We start from the raw sequence: 16,758 nt of genomic DNA, 5'->3' as shown, positions 1-16,758 counted from the left end.
CATCGTTTAAGAGTATAATCGTACAAATTATGTATAAATAAACAGTAGATTAGCCATGATGGATCCCTCTCTTTTGCTCGATGGTCTCAACGATAAACAGCGCGAAGCCGTTGCCGCTCCTTTAGAAAATCTATTGGTGTTGGCAGGAGCGGGCAGTGGTAAAACACGGGTACTAGTGCATCGTATTGCTTGGCTAATCTCGGTTGAACAAGCGTCGCCGTTTTCGGTCATGTCGGTGACGTTTACCAATAAAGCCGCTGCAGAAATGCGTGGACGCATTGAAGAGCTAATGCAAGGCAGCGCATCGGGTATGTGGAATGGTACCTTCCACGGCATTTGTCATCGTATTTTACGTGCTCACTATTTAGACGCCAATTTGCCGGAAGATTTTCAAATTCTGGATTCTGAAGATCAACTGCGTTTATTACGCCGTTTAATCAAAGCGCAAAATCTCGATGAGAAACAGTGGCCCGCTAAACAGGTTTGTTGGTGGGTCAATGGCAAAAAAGACGAAGGATTACGTCCGCGACATATTGATGTCTACCGCGATCCGGTGACGCAAACCTATCTGCAGTTGTACAGCGCTTATCAAGAAGCGTGCGACCGAGCGGGGCTGGTCGATTTTGCCGAAATTTTATTGCGTACTCATGAGCTTTTGCGTGATAAACAGCATATTCGCGAACACTATCAAGCGCGTTTCAAACATATTCTGGTCGACGAATTTCAAGATACCAATAATATTCAGTACGCTTGGCTACGCATGTTAGCCGGACCTGAATGTCATGTGATGATTGTGGGTGATGACGATCAATCGATTTATGGCTGGCGCGGAGCGAATATCGCCAATATTGAAAAATTCACCTTGGAATTTCCGAGTGTTAACACCATTCGTCTTGAGCAAAACTACCGTTCAACCAAAACCATCTTACAGGCCTCGAACGCCTTAATTGCCAATAACACCGAGCGGATGGGTAAAGAGCTATGGACCGATGGTAATGAAGGCGAGCGGATCTCGGTGTACTCTGCTTATAACGATTTGGATGAAGCCCGCTTCACGGTGACCAAAATTAAAGAGTGGCGAGATAATGGGGGCTTACTCAATGATTGTGCGATGCTTTATCGCAATAACGCTCAGTCACGGGTATTGGAAGAAGCGTTAATTCAAGCTGGTCTACCTTATCGTATCTATGGTGGGATGCGCTTTTTTGAACGCCAAGAGATCAAAGATTCGCTGAGCTATTTACGTTTAATCGCTAATCGTCATGATGATTCGGCTTTTGAACGAGTGATCAATACTCCGGTGCGAGGGCTGGGTGATAAAACGCTGGAAACCATTCGTTTTGCTGCTCGTGATCGCGGTTGTACTTTATGGGATGCCAGTATCGCGTTATTAAATGAGCAAGTGCTAACTGGACGTGCTGCGGGAGCTTTGAGCCGTTTTGTTGAGCTGATTAATGCCTTGGAAGATGATAGCGCTGAGATGCCACTTTACGTACAAACGGACCACGTAATCAAAACTTCGGGTTTATACGCCATGTATGAACAAGAGAAAGGCGAGAAATCTAAGGCGCGAATCGAAAACTTGGAGGAATTGGTCACCGCCACGCGTCAGTTTGAAAAACCAGAAGAAGCCGATGAGATGAGCATGCTAACCGCATTTTTAACCCATGCAGCACTGGAAGCAGGGGAAGGGCAAGCGGATGAGTTTGATGATGCGGTGCAATTGATGACGTTACACAGCGCGAAAGGACTCGAATTTCCTTTGGTGTTTATGGTTGGTGTCGAAGAAGGTATGTTCCCGAGCCAAATGTCCGCTGAAGAAGCGGGGCGTTTAGAAGAAGAGCGCCGTCTGTGTTATGTCGGCATGACGCGAGCGATGCAAAAGTTATACATCACCCATGCAGAAATTCGCCGTTTGTACGGCCAAGACAAATATCACAAGCCATCGCGTTTTATTCGCGAATTACCTGAGCAGTGTTTAGATGAAGTGCGTATGAAAGCGCAAGTCAGCAGACCCACTAACAGTGGCCGGTTTAGCACTAGCGCGGTGAAAGAGAATTTTAATGAAACGGGCTTTAGTTTAGGGGCTCGAGTGCGGCATCCGAAATTCGGTGAAGGTACGATCATCAACTTTGAAGGCAGTGGCCCACAGAGCAGAGTGCAAGTCGCGTTTAATGGTGAAGGCATTAAATGGCTGGTCACCGCTTATGCTCGACTAGAAAAAGCCTAACGTTTTTCAGCGTTACCAAACAAGTGGGTAACGCTGATTACCGATAAAAGAAAACCCCGCGGGCAAAGCCTGCGGGGTTAGGGTCTTACTTGCAGCAATCCAGCTACTCAATCGGTGCTCCCTGCATCAATTCCTTGATAGTATGCCATATCCTTTAGCGTAATCCGTCCATCGCCTTCCTAGCGGTGTCCTTTATCATCCTGATCGACTAACCATCCTGTTAGTTCGCTTACTTGTTCCCTGAGCAGTGTCCTTGACATCATCCTGATGTTCAATCCTTGCCTCATCCAGAGGAGTCCATTGTCATTCCGTTGTCGTTACCATCCTAGTAACGAGTGCATCCTTTCAATGTCCCTGTGCAGTCCTTGCTGATGATTGATCCTTAACCATCACTCGTCATCCTGACGTTTACTGTCCGTAGTAATTTCTGTTCCGTGTCAGCATCCTTCCGACACCACTCATATTACGTTTTTAAGCGGATTCAACAAGAGACTAAAAATAAATGCACAATAAATTTCATGCTATAGATTTTGTTTTAAAGTTTTTAAATTCAGCTGGTTATGGTTTTTTTAGTGGCGTTACTCTAGAGAGAAAACGATGTTGGCTTACTTATTTGTGCGAGATCGCTTACAAAAGGGCAAGCCAATCTTCCTCTTTGCTCGCTGAGCTCGAAGATCGATTAGGATTGATAAAACAAGCCGATCAGCGCTTGAGAGAGAATCATTAAGCCAATTAGGCTGAAAATAATCCCACACAATAAATCAATATAGCGGCTTGCTCGTTGCAATTTACGCTGCAAGCGCTCGGTTGACAGCATCCACGCTAGTGCGGCAAACCACAGCAGTGAGATAGCCCATAGAATCAGTAACGCCATCCCTTTACCTTGTAGTGACATACTGGCTGGCACTAACGTTGACATCAAACTGATGAAAAAAACCAAGGCCTTAGGATTAAACAGATTGGTAATTAAGCCACGAGAAAACGCTTGTCGCTTATTATTCAGTAGCAGTTCTGTGCGCTGGGAGATAATCCCACTGTCTGTTTTCCAGTGTTGCATGGTATGGCGTAGTGCATTACTGCCCAGATAGAGTAAGTAACTGCCACCGGCGACTTGGACGAGTGCAAACAGCAAGGGCTGTTGATGAACAAGATAGCTGACTCCCGTTAAGCTTAGTAACGAGTGAAACAAGATGCCGCAGGAGAGCCCGAGGGCAATATAAAGCCCAGTGTGGCGACCATAGCGAGTAGCGTTTTGAATCACCAGCGCCATATCTGGCCCCGGACTCATCAAAGCAATGAAATGGACACTGGCTAAAGTGATTAATAAGCTGATTTCATTCATGGTTATTGGCTCAAAAAATTGGAGAGAATCAAGAATGCCAGATTAAACCGCTGTGCGATTGTAAATTATTGACGTTTAATCGATGGCCGAGGGAGTTACACCATAAGTCCATTTAAAGGCTTTGGTAAAATGGGCTTGATCGTAAAATCCGACTCGATGAGCGACTTCCGTTCCTGCTAGACCACTTTTTATCAGTTTCATGCCCTGCTCTAGACGTAGTCGAGTAAACCAAGCGTAGGGTGTCATACCCATTTGAGCTTTAAAATGACGTTGAAACTGAGTTGGACTGAGCTGACAAAGCTGGGCAAGTTGTGCCAATTGTACAGGTTGATCGATATTGGAGATCAGAAACTCTTTCAGCGTCGCAATAGTTTGTACGCCAAGCGGAATCGCCACTTTTTCTTTAGTTATACTATAGCGATGAATTAAATTGGCGAGTCCTTCGTATGGGAGGCAATCTTGTTCTAGTTGGCTTAGGTTAGGTAACAGTAAGCGTTGATGGAGCTGAGACAGTTGCTGAAAAATCGATTGGTCATCAACAATTACGCGATTAAAATTGATCATAGCGTGAGAGCTGCTTAATGCTACATGTTCACTAAACCATTCTGGAGTGATTGATAACACTCGTACTTGATAGCCTGAGTCAAATAAAGATTGACCATCGTGAAGTTCATCCGGTGGCATGATGACGATCTGTCCGTGTCCTACCTGATGTTGGCTGCCACGATAAACAAACTTTTGTTGGCCACTGGTGATCAAACCGATATGAAAATCCAGATGATAGTGGCGTTGAAAGGCAAACTTTTTATAGTCAGCTTCAATGAGATTAATCGCTTGATGCGGCGTTGAATAATATCGAATCGTATCCATGTGAGCTTAGTGGTATGAGAATCGATACCACTAAGCTTAATCGTTACCCATTGCCTTGTCTTGTAAAAAATGATCACCTTACTCGGTAACAATACGCGTCGTATGGCGTTTATAAGTTAATCCATCGTAACTAAAGGCGATCAGTGCGCCCCAAATAAAGACGAAAGTTATCGCTTTATCGGCGCTGAACGCTTCGCCGTATACCAAAACGGCGAGTAAGAACATGAAGCTGGGGCCGATATATTGGAAGAAACCGAGCGTCGATAACTTAAGGCGTGTTGCCGCACCAGTGAAACAGAGCAAAGGTAAAGTGGTGATGATACCTGCGCTGATCAGCAGTAGATTCAATGACCAGTCATTGTTCGATAGGTGGCTGGTTGGCGTATCGGCCAGCATAAACAGATATAACGCGGCGACAGGCAGTAAAAATAAGGTTTCGATAAATAGACCACTTTGCGCCCCCACGCCGACTTTTTTGCGCAGCAAACCGTATAAACCAAATGTAGTGGCGAGCACTAGCGCTACCACTGGCAGCGACCCAAATACCACCAACTGAATACCAACGCCAATCATCGCCAGTAGCACGGCAAACCATTGTAATTTACGTAGTCGTTCACCTAAAAATAGCATGCCAAGAAAGACATTCAGGATTGGGTTGATGTAATAGCCAAGACTGGCATCAAGCATATGGTTGGCATTAATTGCCCAGATAAAAATCAACCAGTTACCCCCAATCAAGAGGGCGGTGATCAACAAATAACCAAGCTTGATTTTGGATTGGAAAATGTCCACTACATGACGCCACTGGTGACTGAAGTGAAGTAAGCCTGCTAGTAAGAAGAAAGACCAAATAATCCGATGGCTGAGAATTTCTAGCGGAGAAACGTGGCCCAGTAATTTAAAATAAATCGGTGCTACGCCCCACATGGTGTAAGCACTGATCGCTAAAAAGATACCTTTTTTAGCTTCTTGTTGTTGTTCTAGTGTCATGATGTTGAATTCTCTGCTGTCGCAAGGGATAAAGAGGAGAAATGCTGGCCAGGGCGTGTTAACTAATACGTAAAAACGTAACCAAAGGTTAACCGCTGAGAGTATAACCTGTAAATCGAATTCATCGACTACTTTGCGGTTTTATTCACCGGCAAACGGCACTACAATAACCGACTGTTCTGATACTTGAAGTATCAGCATCCCTACTCATGATTGAGAGCTTGCATGACCGCCACTGTACTCGTTGAACAACCGGAACTTAACTTATCGCCGCAGCACGTATTACGTGAGGTGTTTGGCTATCAGACGTTTCGGGTTGGACAGCAAGAGGTGATAGAGGCGGCGATCGCTGGGCAAGACAGCTTGGTGATTATGCCTACTGGGGGCGGTAAATCGCTTTGCTACCAGATCCCTGCGTTAGTGTTTCCCGGGCTCACCGTGGTGATTTCACCGCTGATCTCATTGATGAAAGATCAGGTCGATCAGCTCAAAGCCAATGGTGTTGCCGCGGAGTGTGTCAACTCCAGTCTCTCACGCGAGACGCTGATTGCGATTTATAACCGAATTAATCGTGGGCAGATAAAATTGCTTTATGTCTCGCCAGAGCGAGTGTTAATGGCCGATTTTATCGAACGTTTACAACAGCTACCATTAGCGATGATCGCCGTGGATGAGGCGCACTGTATTTCTCAGTGGGGGCATGATTTTCGCCGAGAGTACGCCTCACTTGGTCAACTTAAACAGGTTTTCCCTCACGTTCCCTTTATGGCACTGACGGCAACGGCAGATGATGCAACGCGAATTGATATTTTACATCGCCTGCAATTGGCTAATCCGCACACTTATTTGGGCAGCTTTGATCGACCCAATATTCGTTACACCCTAGTCGAAAAGCACAAACCCGTATCGCAAGTGATCCGTTATTTAGAAACGCAACGCGGCCAATGTGGGATCATCTATTGTGGCAGTCGTAAAAAAGTCGAAATGCTGACGGAAAAGTTGTGCAATAACGGCATTCGAGCAGCCAGTTATCATGCTGGGATGGAGGTTGATGAGCGTGCTTATGTTCAAGAGGCGTTTCAGCGTGATGACGTGCAAATTGTTGTTGCTACGGTCGCCTTTGGGATGGGGATTAATAAGTCCAATGTGCGTTTTGTGGTCCATTTTGATATTCCACGCAATATTGAATCTTACTATCAAGAGACCGGACGTGCGGGACGAGATGGTTTGCCTGCTGAAGCGATCATGCTTTACGACCCTGCCGATATCGTTTGGCTGCGCCGCATGCTAGATGAAAAAGAAGAGGGGCCTCAAAAGCAGGTCGAAAGCCATAAACTGACGGCGATGAGTCATTTTGCTGAGGCGCAAACCTGCCGCCGACAAGTATTGCTCAACTACTTTGGCGAATATCGTGATACGCCTTGCGGTAACTGTGATGTCTGCCTTGACCCACCGAAACATTTCGATGCCACGGAGCAAGTGCGCAAAGCGCTGTCTTGTGTTTATCGTGTTCAGCAGAGTTTTGGGATTGGTTACGTGGTGGAAGTGCTGCGTGGGATGCAAAATATCCGGATTCGTGAAAATGGTCACGATAAACTCTCTACCTATGGTTTAGGGCGCGATCACAGCCATGATTACTGGGTGAGCATTTTCCGTCAGTTGATTCATAAGGGCTTGCTACAGCAAAATATTACTCGCAATTCCACCTTGCAGTTGACCGAAGAAGCCCGGCCGATTCTGCGTGGCGACAAAGCGGTTGAATTAGCCGTGCCACGTTTAGATACCGCAGCACGGGCGGTGAAATCGGATAAATTGTCGAATAAAAATTACGACAAAAAACTGTTTGCGAAATTACGTAAACTGCGCAAATCGCTGGCCGATGAAGAAGGTTTACCACCGTATGTGGTCTTTAGCGATGCGACTCTCATTGATATGGCGGATATTTTACCAACGTCTTATGGCGAAATGCTGGCCGTAAATGGGGTTGGTCAGCGCAAACTAGAGAAATACGCCGATCCGTTTTTGGATGTCATTCAGGAGCATTTAACCGGTCATGGCTGAGTTTGCCTTACAAGATTATCTTGCCGATCAGGGGCGACTTATCCTGAATACGCCAGAATGGGATATCGATAGTTTCCCCGCTCTTGGCGAGCGTTTTCTGCAGTGGTTATCGGCTTCGATTATCGATAAGCAGCTCGATGCCGACTTACATACTTGGCTAATTGATTTTGAAGATTGTCAGCTACTACTCAAAGCCGAGCATTACAGCGCCAGTATTTGGCTTGAAACATTGAGTGATGAGCAAGGCCGAGAAGAGCTGGTCTTTATCGCTCAGTTACTTTCAGGTCACCCATCCGCCGCTGATTGAGTCTGAGGCTTATAAAATTTGCTGAATGTCCGACGAAATGGTCTCTATCAATTGTCGCGCTGAATCTTCTCGTTGCTGAACCAAACTAATAAACAGTAAATCGGTTAAGACATTTTGCGCAGTACGAGAAGCGATAGACGAGCTGCGATGTTGCGTTTCATCGGCGATGGTATCTAAAGCGATATCCGCCAACTGACGCAGTTTACTTTTCTTTGGTGCGGTCAGAGCAATAACTTTGGCCCCTTGTTGCTTAGCCGCTTCGGCGGCAATAAAGACCTCTTTTCTATCCCCAGAAAAAGAAATCGCGATTTGGACATCTTGAGGCCTAAGCGTTCGCGCGGTAGCAATTTGTACATGACTGTCTTGCTCAGCGAGTGCGGTAATGCCTAATTTCAATAGCTTGAAAGCTAAATCCTTCCCAGTCAGTGCCGAGCCGCCAATGCCGACGATTTGCACTCGATGCGCTTGATTAATCCAATTCACCGCATGGTGAAATTGTTCAAAACAGAGCGCGTTGGTGGTATGAAACATGGCATCCGTTTTTGCTTGGACTAACTTTTGTGCAATCACTGCCAGTGGATCATTAATAAAAATATTGTGCTGTACAGGCGTTGATTCGAGAGCTTGTTTGCGGCTGAGCTCTTCTACCAATAATAGTTTAAAAGCACTGTAGCCTTTAAAGCCCATTTTTTGAGCAAACTTAATGATACTGGATTGGCTCGCACTCACTTGCTCGGCCAATTGTAAACTGGTCATTAAGGCCGCTTGCTGAGGATGAGCAAGGATCCAGTCGGCAATTTTTAACTCATTTGCTGAGAGCTGAGTACGTCGACTGATCATTCGATTAACTATAGACATGATGATTTCTCCATATGCTAAAAGCAGTTTTACCACGAATCCGCAATTCAAAAGACGATTTATGGTGCAGTTTTTGGAATTTTTTATTCCTTGCTGGGAATTAAATCTGCTTTGAAGGTGAATAATATTCAGTGACTTGGCGTATCTTTTGGCTTGTCTTACCTTATTTTGGATGATTATTCCATGCTTTAGCTGGTTAATGAATAACCATGGCTGTGATCCTTATCACTCGATTGGAATTTTTTATTCTATAGAATCGCCACCAGTTGTTATTAGACATATAGGCTTGTGCATGAAAATAGATTTAACCCAATGGGTAACGGAAAGCCGTAATCCAGCGAGCGCGGCGATTGATACCTTATCCACGTTTGAGATGTTACAAATCATCAATCAGGAGGATAAGAAAGTCGCTTTAGCGGTTGAAAAAACCTTACCTCAAGTGGCGCAAGCGGTCGATGTGATTACTTTTGCTCTGCAATCTGGTGGGCGCTTGTTCTACATGGGAGCGGGAACCTCTGGCCGATTAGGTATTCTGGATGCTAGCGAATGTCCTCCTACTTATGGTACCTCGCCCGATTTGGTGATTGGCCTGATTGCTGGTGGTCATCAAGCGATTTTAAAAGCCGTGGAAAATGCAGAAGACAATACAGAACTTGGTGAGCAAGATTTGCAGCGTTTTCACTTTGGTAAACAAGATGTTTTAGTGGGTATCGCCGCTAGTGGCCGAACACCGTATGTACTGGGCGGTATGGCTTACGCTAAATCCGTTGGTGCGACGGTGATTTCTCTGGCCTGCAACCCTAATTGTTTAATGGAACAAGCCGCGGATATTGCTATTACGCCTGTGGTTGGTCCTGAAATTGTCACTGGATCTTCAAGAATGAAGGCTGGCACGGCGCAGAAGCTGATCCTTAATATGTTAACCACAGGAGCGATGATTCGCAGCGGTAAGGTCTTTGGCAATTTAATGGTCGATGTTGAAGCCACCAATGCCAAGCTTATTCAGCGTCAAACGCACATTGTTCGTGAAGCAACGGGCTGCAGTACAGATCAAGCGGAACAAGCGCTCGCGGCCTGCCAACGACATTGTAAAACGGCGATTCTGATGATCCTTGCCGATCTGAATGCGGAGCAAGCAGCGGAGCGGCTGGCAAAGCATCATGGCTTTATTCGTGCGGCACTGAACGATCAATAATCCAATCGTGTTGAGGTAAGGTAAATGGCTAAAATTACATCGAGCATGATAGCTCAACTGCTTCGCGCGGTCGGTGGCAGTGATAATATTAGTAAGTGTGGTAACTGCATGACCCGCTTACGCTTAACATTGAATGATAACCTCCTCGCCGATCAAGCTGGGATTAAAGCCATTGCTGGGGTTATGGGGGTGGTAGAAAGCGATCAACAACTGCAGATTATTCTCGGTCCTGGTAAAGCGCAAACTGCCGCTGAAATGATGAATGAGATGATCGCCAATCTTGGGCTCACCGCTACATCAACGTCAGATGCGCCGGATTTATCGACAATTGCTGCGGCGCAGAAACAGCAGATGAAGAGTAAACAAACCAGTGCCGTGCAGCGTTTCCTCAGTAAGTTTGCGACCATTTTTACGCCATTAATTCCGGGCTTTATTGCCGCTGGTTTATTACTAGGTTTCGCCACTTTATTAGAGCAGATGCTGGTCCTTGGTCAATCGCCAAGTCAATTTACGCTGGATCTAATCGCCTATATGAAGGTGTTTGGCAAAGGATTATTCGCTTTTCTGAGCATCTTAATCGGTTATAACGCGCAGCAGGCATTTGGCGGTTCTGGGGTCAATGGCGCTATTTTAGCTTCCCTGTTTGTGCTGGGTTATAACCCAGATGCGACAACGGGCGTTTATTCTGGCATGAGCGAATTTTTCGGTTTTGCTATTGACCCTAGAGGCAATATTATCGGCGTACTGTTAGCGGCGATTTTGGGTGCTCAGGTCGAAAGAAAAGTTCGCCAGTACATGCCTGATGATTTAGACATGATCTTAACCTCTTGCGTCACGTTATTGATCATGGGGGCGGTGACTTTTTTGGTGATAATGCCGATTGGTGGTGAGTTATTTAAAGGCATGTCATGGTTGTTTCTCAACCTGAATGATAATCCACTAGGGGCTGCGTTGCTCTCCGGTTTATTTTTGATTTCGGTAGTATTTGGCATTCATCAAGGGTTTGTTCCGGTCTACTTTGCTTTGATGGATGTGCAGGGTTTTAACTCGTTGTTTCCTATTTTGGCGATGGCCGGAGGCGGCCAAGTTGGCGCGTCGCTAGCGCTTTACTTTAAAGCCAAAAAAGACGCCGTGCTGCGCACCCAAGTGAAGGGCGCGATCATTCCGGGTATTTTAGGCATTGGTGAGCCGCTGATTTATGGCGTCACCCTACCCAGAGTGAAACCGTTTGTCACGGCATGTATTGGCGGTGCGGCTGGTGGTTTCTTTATTGGTTTAGTCTCTTATCTTGGCTTACCTGTCGGACTTAATACGGTATTTGGGCCATCGGGTATTGTTGCGATTCCGTTAATGACATCAGCGCAAGGTATTTTCCCAGGGATGTTGGTATTTATCTGCGGTCTATTCATTTCTTATGTGGTTGGTTTTTTTGCAACGCTTTGGTTTGGCTGCAAAGATGTTGACTTAAGTTAGTTCACCTTCCCCCTGTTGGTGAATGATTTTGCCCTGATCCGATTGGTTCAGGGCTTTTTTATGTTTAGCTCTAGCGGCGGATTATTTTTTGGTGATTTTATCTAAATAACCCATCATAAAAGCAGAGATGACAAAGGTAATGTGCAGCATCAAATACCATTGTATTTTTTCATTGGCGATATTTTCGGTGTTCATAAACACTTTCAATAAATGAATTGAAGAGATCGCGACAATTGACGCAGCAACTTTATTTTTCAGTGAACCAGCATCGAGTTTACCCAACCAGCCTAACTTATCGTTATGCTCCTCAACGTCGATTTTAGAAACAAAATTCTCATAGCCAGAAAACATCACCATCACAATCAGCCCGCCAACTAAGGTGATATCAATCAATGATAACGCGATTAGAATCAGGTCAGCTTCTTGAATAGCAAAGATATTTGGGAGTAGGTGAATCACTTCTTGAAAAAATTTAATCCCTAAGGCGAGGAGGATAAAACTCAAACCGAGATAAATAGGTGCCATGATCCAGCGAGCAGAGTACAGCAGTTTTTCGATAATACGTTCCATTTAAAGTAACCATCAACAAAGCCCAATAGGGCAGAATGAGGCTGATATTACTTTGTTTTTATACTTAAGGTGTAGTGAAAATTGAGGGGATAAGATCCCCTCAGCAGACGTATTGATTAGAGCGTATTTTTATAAATGCGACCGTCTTTCATGATCAGTTGTAGGTTATCCGTTGCTTCTAAAATGGTTAAATCTTGTAGCGGATTGCCATTGACGATCAGCAGATCGGCCAAAGCTCCGGCCTCAATAACCCCTAACTTACCTTGATAAGGCGCACGCTCTCCTGAGAGCATCAGTAGCTGCGCATTGTCGTAGGTAGCCATTTTCAGTACTTCAGCAGGGGTGTACCAGCGAGTCATAATACTCAAAAGTTGCGTTTGCCCTTTGAGTTTTTCCGCACTGAACAAAATGTCGGTTCCCCATGCGACTTTTACTTGATGTTTTTTCGCTAAACGATAGGCCCTGTCTGTGCCTTGTTCGACCATTTTTTGTTTCAGACGTTGCGGCGAGCCTTCGGCAAAGCTGGATTTTCGCTCAGAAGTAAACGGTTGTAAGCTCCACCAAATGCCTTCTTTGGCCATTCGTTTTGCGGTTTTTTCATCAATCAATTGACCGTGTTCAATCGATTTAACCCCACCATCAATCGCTTGATTAATCGAGCGAGGAGTATAAGCGTGCACCGTCACATAGGTGCCCCAATTTTCTGCCGCTTCCGTCGCGGCGCGAATTTCTGCCAGGCTGTATTGAGTCACATCAAGCGGGTCATAAAATGATGAGACGCCACCACCTGCCATGAGTTTAATCTGCGATGCCCCGAGGGCTAACTGCTCTCGTACATGCTGGCGAACTTCGTCCGGACTATCAGCAATCGCTGAAGTGCCTGTCCTAACAGAGATGGTCTGTTTTTTACTATCAGCGGTTATTAACTCATTGGGTAGACGAAAATCACCGTGGCCGCCAGTTTGAGAGATGAAAGCCCCGGCTGGCCAAATACGAGGTCCGGTGGTGATCTGCTTATCGATCGCCATTTTTAAGCCGAATACTGGCCCACCCAAATCGCGCACACTGGTATAACCCCGTTGCAGCATATCGGCAGCGGTTTTAGCGGCAACAATATTAATAAAACCTTGATCAGCAAGCATTAAGGTTTGTTGAGGCAGGGCGGCGAGCATTAAATGAGTATGAGCATCAATCAATCCCGGCATTAAGGTTTTGCCTTGCCCATCAATCACTATAGTATTGGAGTCAGTGATGTTAAGATCTTGGTAATCTTCGATTTTGCTGATCAGGTTATCTTGCACATAGACATTTTTTGCTGCGCTGAGTGTTGCTTCTCGTCCATCAAATACTTGCACATTTTTAAATACATACTGGGCGGCAAAAGTAGGCCAAGCGATTAGGCTTACACCTAGCAGTAGCCAAAGCGGTTTATTCATTTTATCACTCCAATCAACTAGCGGCATGACACCTTGGTGCACAAACAGATAAAAGTGTAGCGATATTTGGCGAAACGATCCGATTTTAAGAGCAAAAATGCCAACTTTGTTGAATAAACCTCAGCGGTTTACTCGTTGAGTTGCTTGATGTTTTTGTATGCTTTTGTATGTAACCATTCTAAAGCGAGATAAAACATGAATAATAACGATTCTTTTTTACTGATGTTATTCGAGGTTGTCTCTTGTCTCTCTTTACTCGGTTAATGCCATTCTTTGGCGCTTGCTACATCATCATGTCTCTACACTCGGTTGCCAATGAATTAACCCCTGATCCACGAATCCACCAAGGTCGTTTAGCTAATGGCTTAACTTATCAGTTGATGGTTAATCCATACCCAGAAAAAGCCATCATCATGCGCATGCAAATTGCCGGTGGCTCGCTGGTGGAGTCTGAACAGCAGCAGGGATTGATGCATCTATTAGAGCATATGGCGTTTAAGGGCTCTCGATCCGTTCCACAAGGGGATATGATTGCTCAGCTAGAAAAGCTTGGTCTTAGTTTTGGTTCGGATACCAATGCAATTACTGAGTATCATCAAACGGTGTATCAATTTAATATCACGGAAGGCACTCAAGATAAGCTTACAACTGGGCTGATGTTAATGCGTGAGATTGGTGATCAACTGACTTTAACACCCGAAGCTCTAGCACAAGAAAAGCCGATCGTAATGACGGAAATACGCGAAAAACAATCGATGGAGCTAGATGATTATCAATATCAGCAGGCATTTTTGTACCCAGACAGCCCATTGGCGAGTCGTCTGCCAATCGGCTTGGAAAGCGTAGTTAGTCAAGCGACAGTAGCACAATTACGTGATCTCTATCAGCGCTTTTATACACCAGAGCGCACGACCATAATTGTTGTCGGTGATATTGATATTGCGGCCACAGAGCGTCAGATTCAGCAACGTTTTGCCAACTGGCAACCACATCCTCAGGCGATCGCTGTTAGTGAGGATCCATTGCCCAAATTGACGGTGAAGAAAGCGTTGCGTGCGGATGGTTTTTTTGACCCTCGTCTACCCACAACGGTTACCCTTGGAGTATTACAACCTCATAATGCACTTGCTGATGGTATCGCTAGACGGCATCAGATGCTCACCGATTGGTTACTGAGCCATCTTTTGTATCGCCGCTTAACCGCCCATCTGCCAGAAGAAGATATGGGTCGTGGAGTGGATGTTGCTTTATTTGAAGAGTTCAAACATGGCTTACGTTTTGAGTTATCACTTAATTCAGCGCCTCACCAGTGGCGAGAAAATCTTGAACTGCTCGAACAGACCATGCGTCAAGCTTTAGTCGGTGGTTTTACCGAACAGGAAGTTAATCGAGCACTGGACTTGATTGAGCAAGATATATGGCATGCCGTAGAGCAGCCATTGAACGTGAATAGCTTTGGTTTGGCAGAGCAATTGGTGGATTATAACGCCCGCGGCTTATATTTTTTAGATGTCCAGCAGGAATGTGCGTTATTTCAACAGCTGAAGCCTAGCTTAACCCCAACGACATTGCACGATGCATTAAAACAGCGCTGGCAAGGTACACCATGGATTTATCTGACTCACTCTCAACCAGAAGAGCAGGTAGCAAAACAACTTCTGAGCGTCTATCAGCAAAGTCAGCAGCAGCCGATTAGCACTCATCAAGAGCAAAAAATGACTCCGTTTGCTTATGCAAATTTCGGTGAGCCGGGAAAAGTCATTAGTGATCAGCGTGATGAGAACACAGGGATCCGCCAACTGGGTTTTGCTAACGGCGTTCGACTGACTTTAAAGCCAACTCAATTTGAAATAGGTCAAGCAAGAGTGCAGCTTAAGGTCGGTTTTGGTGATGTCGCATTACCTAAAATTGAAGGGCTAGCCACGCTCTTTCAACGTAGCTTTGTCTTGGGAGGATTAGCTCAGCATAGTTATACAGAATTAGGGCAAATATTAGCCGGGCAAGGTTTAACCGTGGGGTGGAGTCTATCGGAGCAAGGTTTTGTTGATACCGTTTCTGTGAGATCTGATCGATTAAGAGCGCAGCTAGGGCTACACACGGCCTTTTTGACCGCACCAGGGTTTAGACCTGAAGCGTTACATCAGTTTCGGCAACAAGTGCGAGAACATGCAATCAGCCGTAATGCTAATGCCGAAACGTTATTTTGGGAGCGATTTGCGGAGCTATTACACCCAGAAGATATACGTTACGCCCTTGGACGCGATAAAGAGTTATTAAAGCGAGATTTTTCTGAAATAGCTCCTGTGCTTACATCGGCAGTGGATCGCGGAGTACTCGAAGTCACTATCGTTGGCGATATTGATGAATCTCAGGCGATTCAAGCGGTAGCCGAAACATTGGGGGCTATAGAGCGTCATCCGTTGCCAATCACCAAGCGTCCAGTTGTAGCTAGCCTGCCTGAGTTACCAGCGAGCCGCCAGTTGAGCCATCAAGGAGCGGTTGATTCCACTGGGTTAGCTTGGATTTGGCCAAATAGTGATAGTTACTCCGTTGAGCAAGCGGCACAAATATGGTTATTGGAGCGCGTTCTCCAATTGCTGATCACTGAAGAGCTGCGAGTACAAGGTGGGATGAGTTATTCACCTTATGCTTTTCACTTTAACGCGACAGAACCTTCAGAATTAGGTCATATCGGTTTATTCGCACGAGTTGACAGACAGCATGTGTTGTCCATTGAAAGGAAAGTTGACACGCTCATCGAGCAGCTCAGTTCAGGGCAGCGAATAGACGCCGATTTATTGGCCAGAGCCAAGCAGCCGTTACTACAATCGATTGCCAATGCCGATAATAGCAATGGTTTCTGGTTAGAGATTGCTGTGATGAGCCACACTCAACCCAAGTATTATCAGCGCGTGCAGCAAATTTATGATCATATTGCCGCAGCTGATATTAAGTCAGTACAAACAAGTGCCCAACGCTATTTAAGTAAAGACAAGTGCTTAAAAGTGATTACCTCGTTTGGGGAGTCCGTGGATTGATTTACTGAATATTGGTTGCAAAGAGAGTCAACTGACTTTGTAAATATAAGAATGCTACTCGTCTAATGCGAGTGGCATTTTTGTTTCAAGCACGAGGAACACGATTTTTAAATACATTTTTAAAACAATTCATCTCCTTTTTAAATATATTTATTTTTTATCGTTATTTAGTTGTCAGTAAAAACTGATGCTTAGCAATGAATTTACAACATTTATGGTGCGGAAAACCTCTATTTTTTGAGATGAACTAATGAGAGAGGTGGATTCATTGACAAAGCCATTGATTGGACTATATTTTTTTTACGAATACTTTGTCGATACACCTCCTATTAAATTGGGATTCATGTGACTTGGTACAGAATTATTTCAAGGAGTTCTCATGCGCGCA

12 protein-coding genes are annotated in these 16,758 nt (G+C 45.2%); 6 read left to right on the top strand and 6 right to left on the bottom strand.

All coding sequences use genetic code 11. From position 1 onward, the window contains the following. Positions 1 to 55: 55 nt before the first annotated feature. Complete coding sequence (uvrD, locus tag VIB_RS16180) at positions 56 to 2,230, top strand: DNA helicase II (protein WP_040905705.1); 2,175 nt, start codon at positions 56 to 58, stop codon at positions 2,228 to 2,230. 679 nt (positions 2,231 to 2,909) lie between these two features. Here the strand turns inward: uvrD and VIB_RS16175 are convergent. The 3 genes from VIB_RS16175 to rarD all read right to left on the bottom strand — a co-directional run bounded on the left by VIB_RS16175 (position 2,910) and on the right by rarD (position 5,432). Then, the gene (locus VIB_RS16175; protein WP_004397500.1) at positions 2,910 to 3,572 is read right to left on the bottom strand and encodes a LysE family translocator; all 663 of its coding nucleotides are present in this window, start codon (positions 3,570 to 3,572) and stop codon (positions 2,910 to 2,912) included. A gap of 75 nt (positions 3,573 to 3,647) precedes the next feature. Beyond that, positions 3,648 to 4,442: an AraC family transcriptional regulator gene (locus tag VIB_RS16170; RefSeq protein WP_004397499.1), complete on the bottom strand. Its 795-nt coding sequence runs from the start codon at positions 4,440 to 4,442 to the stop codon at positions 3,648 to 3,650. Positions 4,443 to 4,520: 78 nt separating this feature from the next. Continuing rightward, positions 4,521 to 5,432, bottom strand: a complete 912-nt coding sequence (gene rarD / locus VIB_RS16165) for an EamA family transporter RarD (RefSeq protein ID WP_004397498.1) — start codon at positions 5,430 to 5,432, stop codon at positions 4,521 to 4,523. A gap of 225 nt (positions 5,433 to 5,657) precedes the next feature. Between rarD and recQ the strand changes: the two genes are divergently transcribed. After that, on the top strand, positions 5,658 to 7,493 hold the full coding sequence (gene recQ, locus VIB_RS16160; RefSeq protein WP_004397497.1) for an ATP-dependent DNA helicase RecQ: 1,836 nt from the start codon (positions 5,658 to 5,660) through the stop codon (positions 7,491 to 7,493). Continuing rightward, complete coding sequence (locus VIB_RS16155) at positions 7,486 to 7,800, top strand: DUF3630 family protein (protein WP_004397496.1); 315 nt, start codon at positions 7,486 to 7,488, stop codon at positions 7,798 to 7,800. Before recQ ends, VIB_RS16155 begins: the two co-directional genes overlap by 8 nt. Before the next feature lie 9 nt (positions 7,801 to 7,809). On the opposite strand, the gene VIB_RS16150 is transcribed toward VIB_RS16155, so the two are convergent. Continuing rightward, positions 7,810 to 8,658, bottom strand: a complete 849-nt coding sequence (locus VIB_RS16150; protein WP_004397495.1) for a MurR/RpiR family transcriptional regulator — start codon at positions 8,656 to 8,658, stop codon at positions 7,810 to 7,812. Positions 8,659 to 8,950: 292 nt separating this feature from the next. On the opposite strand from VIB_RS16150, the gene murQ reads away from it, so the two are divergent. Together murQ and murP are read left to right on the top strand one after the other, a co-directional pair. After that, a complete protein-coding gene (gene murQ / locus VIB_RS16145) occupies positions 8,951 to 9,853 on the top strand; it encodes an N-acetylmuramic acid 6-phosphate etherase (RefSeq protein ID WP_004397494.1) in 903 nt (300 codons plus the stop codon). Between the two features lie 24 nt (positions 9,854 to 9,877). Then, positions 9,878 to 11,326 carry a PTS N-acetylmuramic acid transporter subunit IIBC gene (murP, locus tag VIB_RS16140; RefSeq protein WP_004397493.1) on the top strand — a complete coding sequence of 483 codons (1,449 nt, stop codon included), beginning with the start codon at positions 9,878 to 9,880 and terminating at the stop codon, positions 11,324 to 11,326. Positions 11,327 to 11,407: 81 nt separating this feature from the next. On the opposite strand, the gene VIB_RS16135 is transcribed toward murP, so the two are convergent. Further along, on the bottom strand, positions 11,408 to 11,896 hold the full coding sequence (locus tag VIB_RS16135) for a TIGR00645 family protein (protein WP_004397492.1): 489 nt from the start codon (positions 11,894 to 11,896) through the stop codon (positions 11,408 to 11,410). A gap of 116 nt (positions 11,897 to 12,012) precedes the next feature. After that, on the bottom strand, positions 12,013 to 13,332 hold the full coding sequence (locus tag VIB_RS16130) for a metal-dependent hydrolase family protein (protein ID WP_004397491.1): 1,320 nt from the start codon (positions 13,330 to 13,332) through the stop codon (positions 12,013 to 12,015). Between the two features lie 242 nt (positions 13,333 to 13,574). Between VIB_RS16130 and VIB_RS16125 the strand changes: the two genes are divergently transcribed. Continuing rightward, positions 13,575 to 16,370, top strand: coding sequence for a M16 family metallopeptidase (locus tag VIB_RS16125; protein ID WP_004397490.1), 2,796 nt, complete (start codon positions 13,575 to 13,577; stop codon positions 16,368 to 16,370). The last annotated feature ends 388 nt before the right edge of the window (positions 16,371 to 16,758 follow it).

This window comes from Vibrio metschnikovii CIP 69.14 (assembly GCF_000176155.1).
In the GTDB taxonomy this organism is placed as follows: Bacteria; Pseudomonadota; Gammaproteobacteria; order Enterobacterales; family Vibrionaceae; genus Vibrio; species Vibrio metschnikovii.
This window is presented reverse-complemented; position numbering and strand designations above follow the sequence as displayed.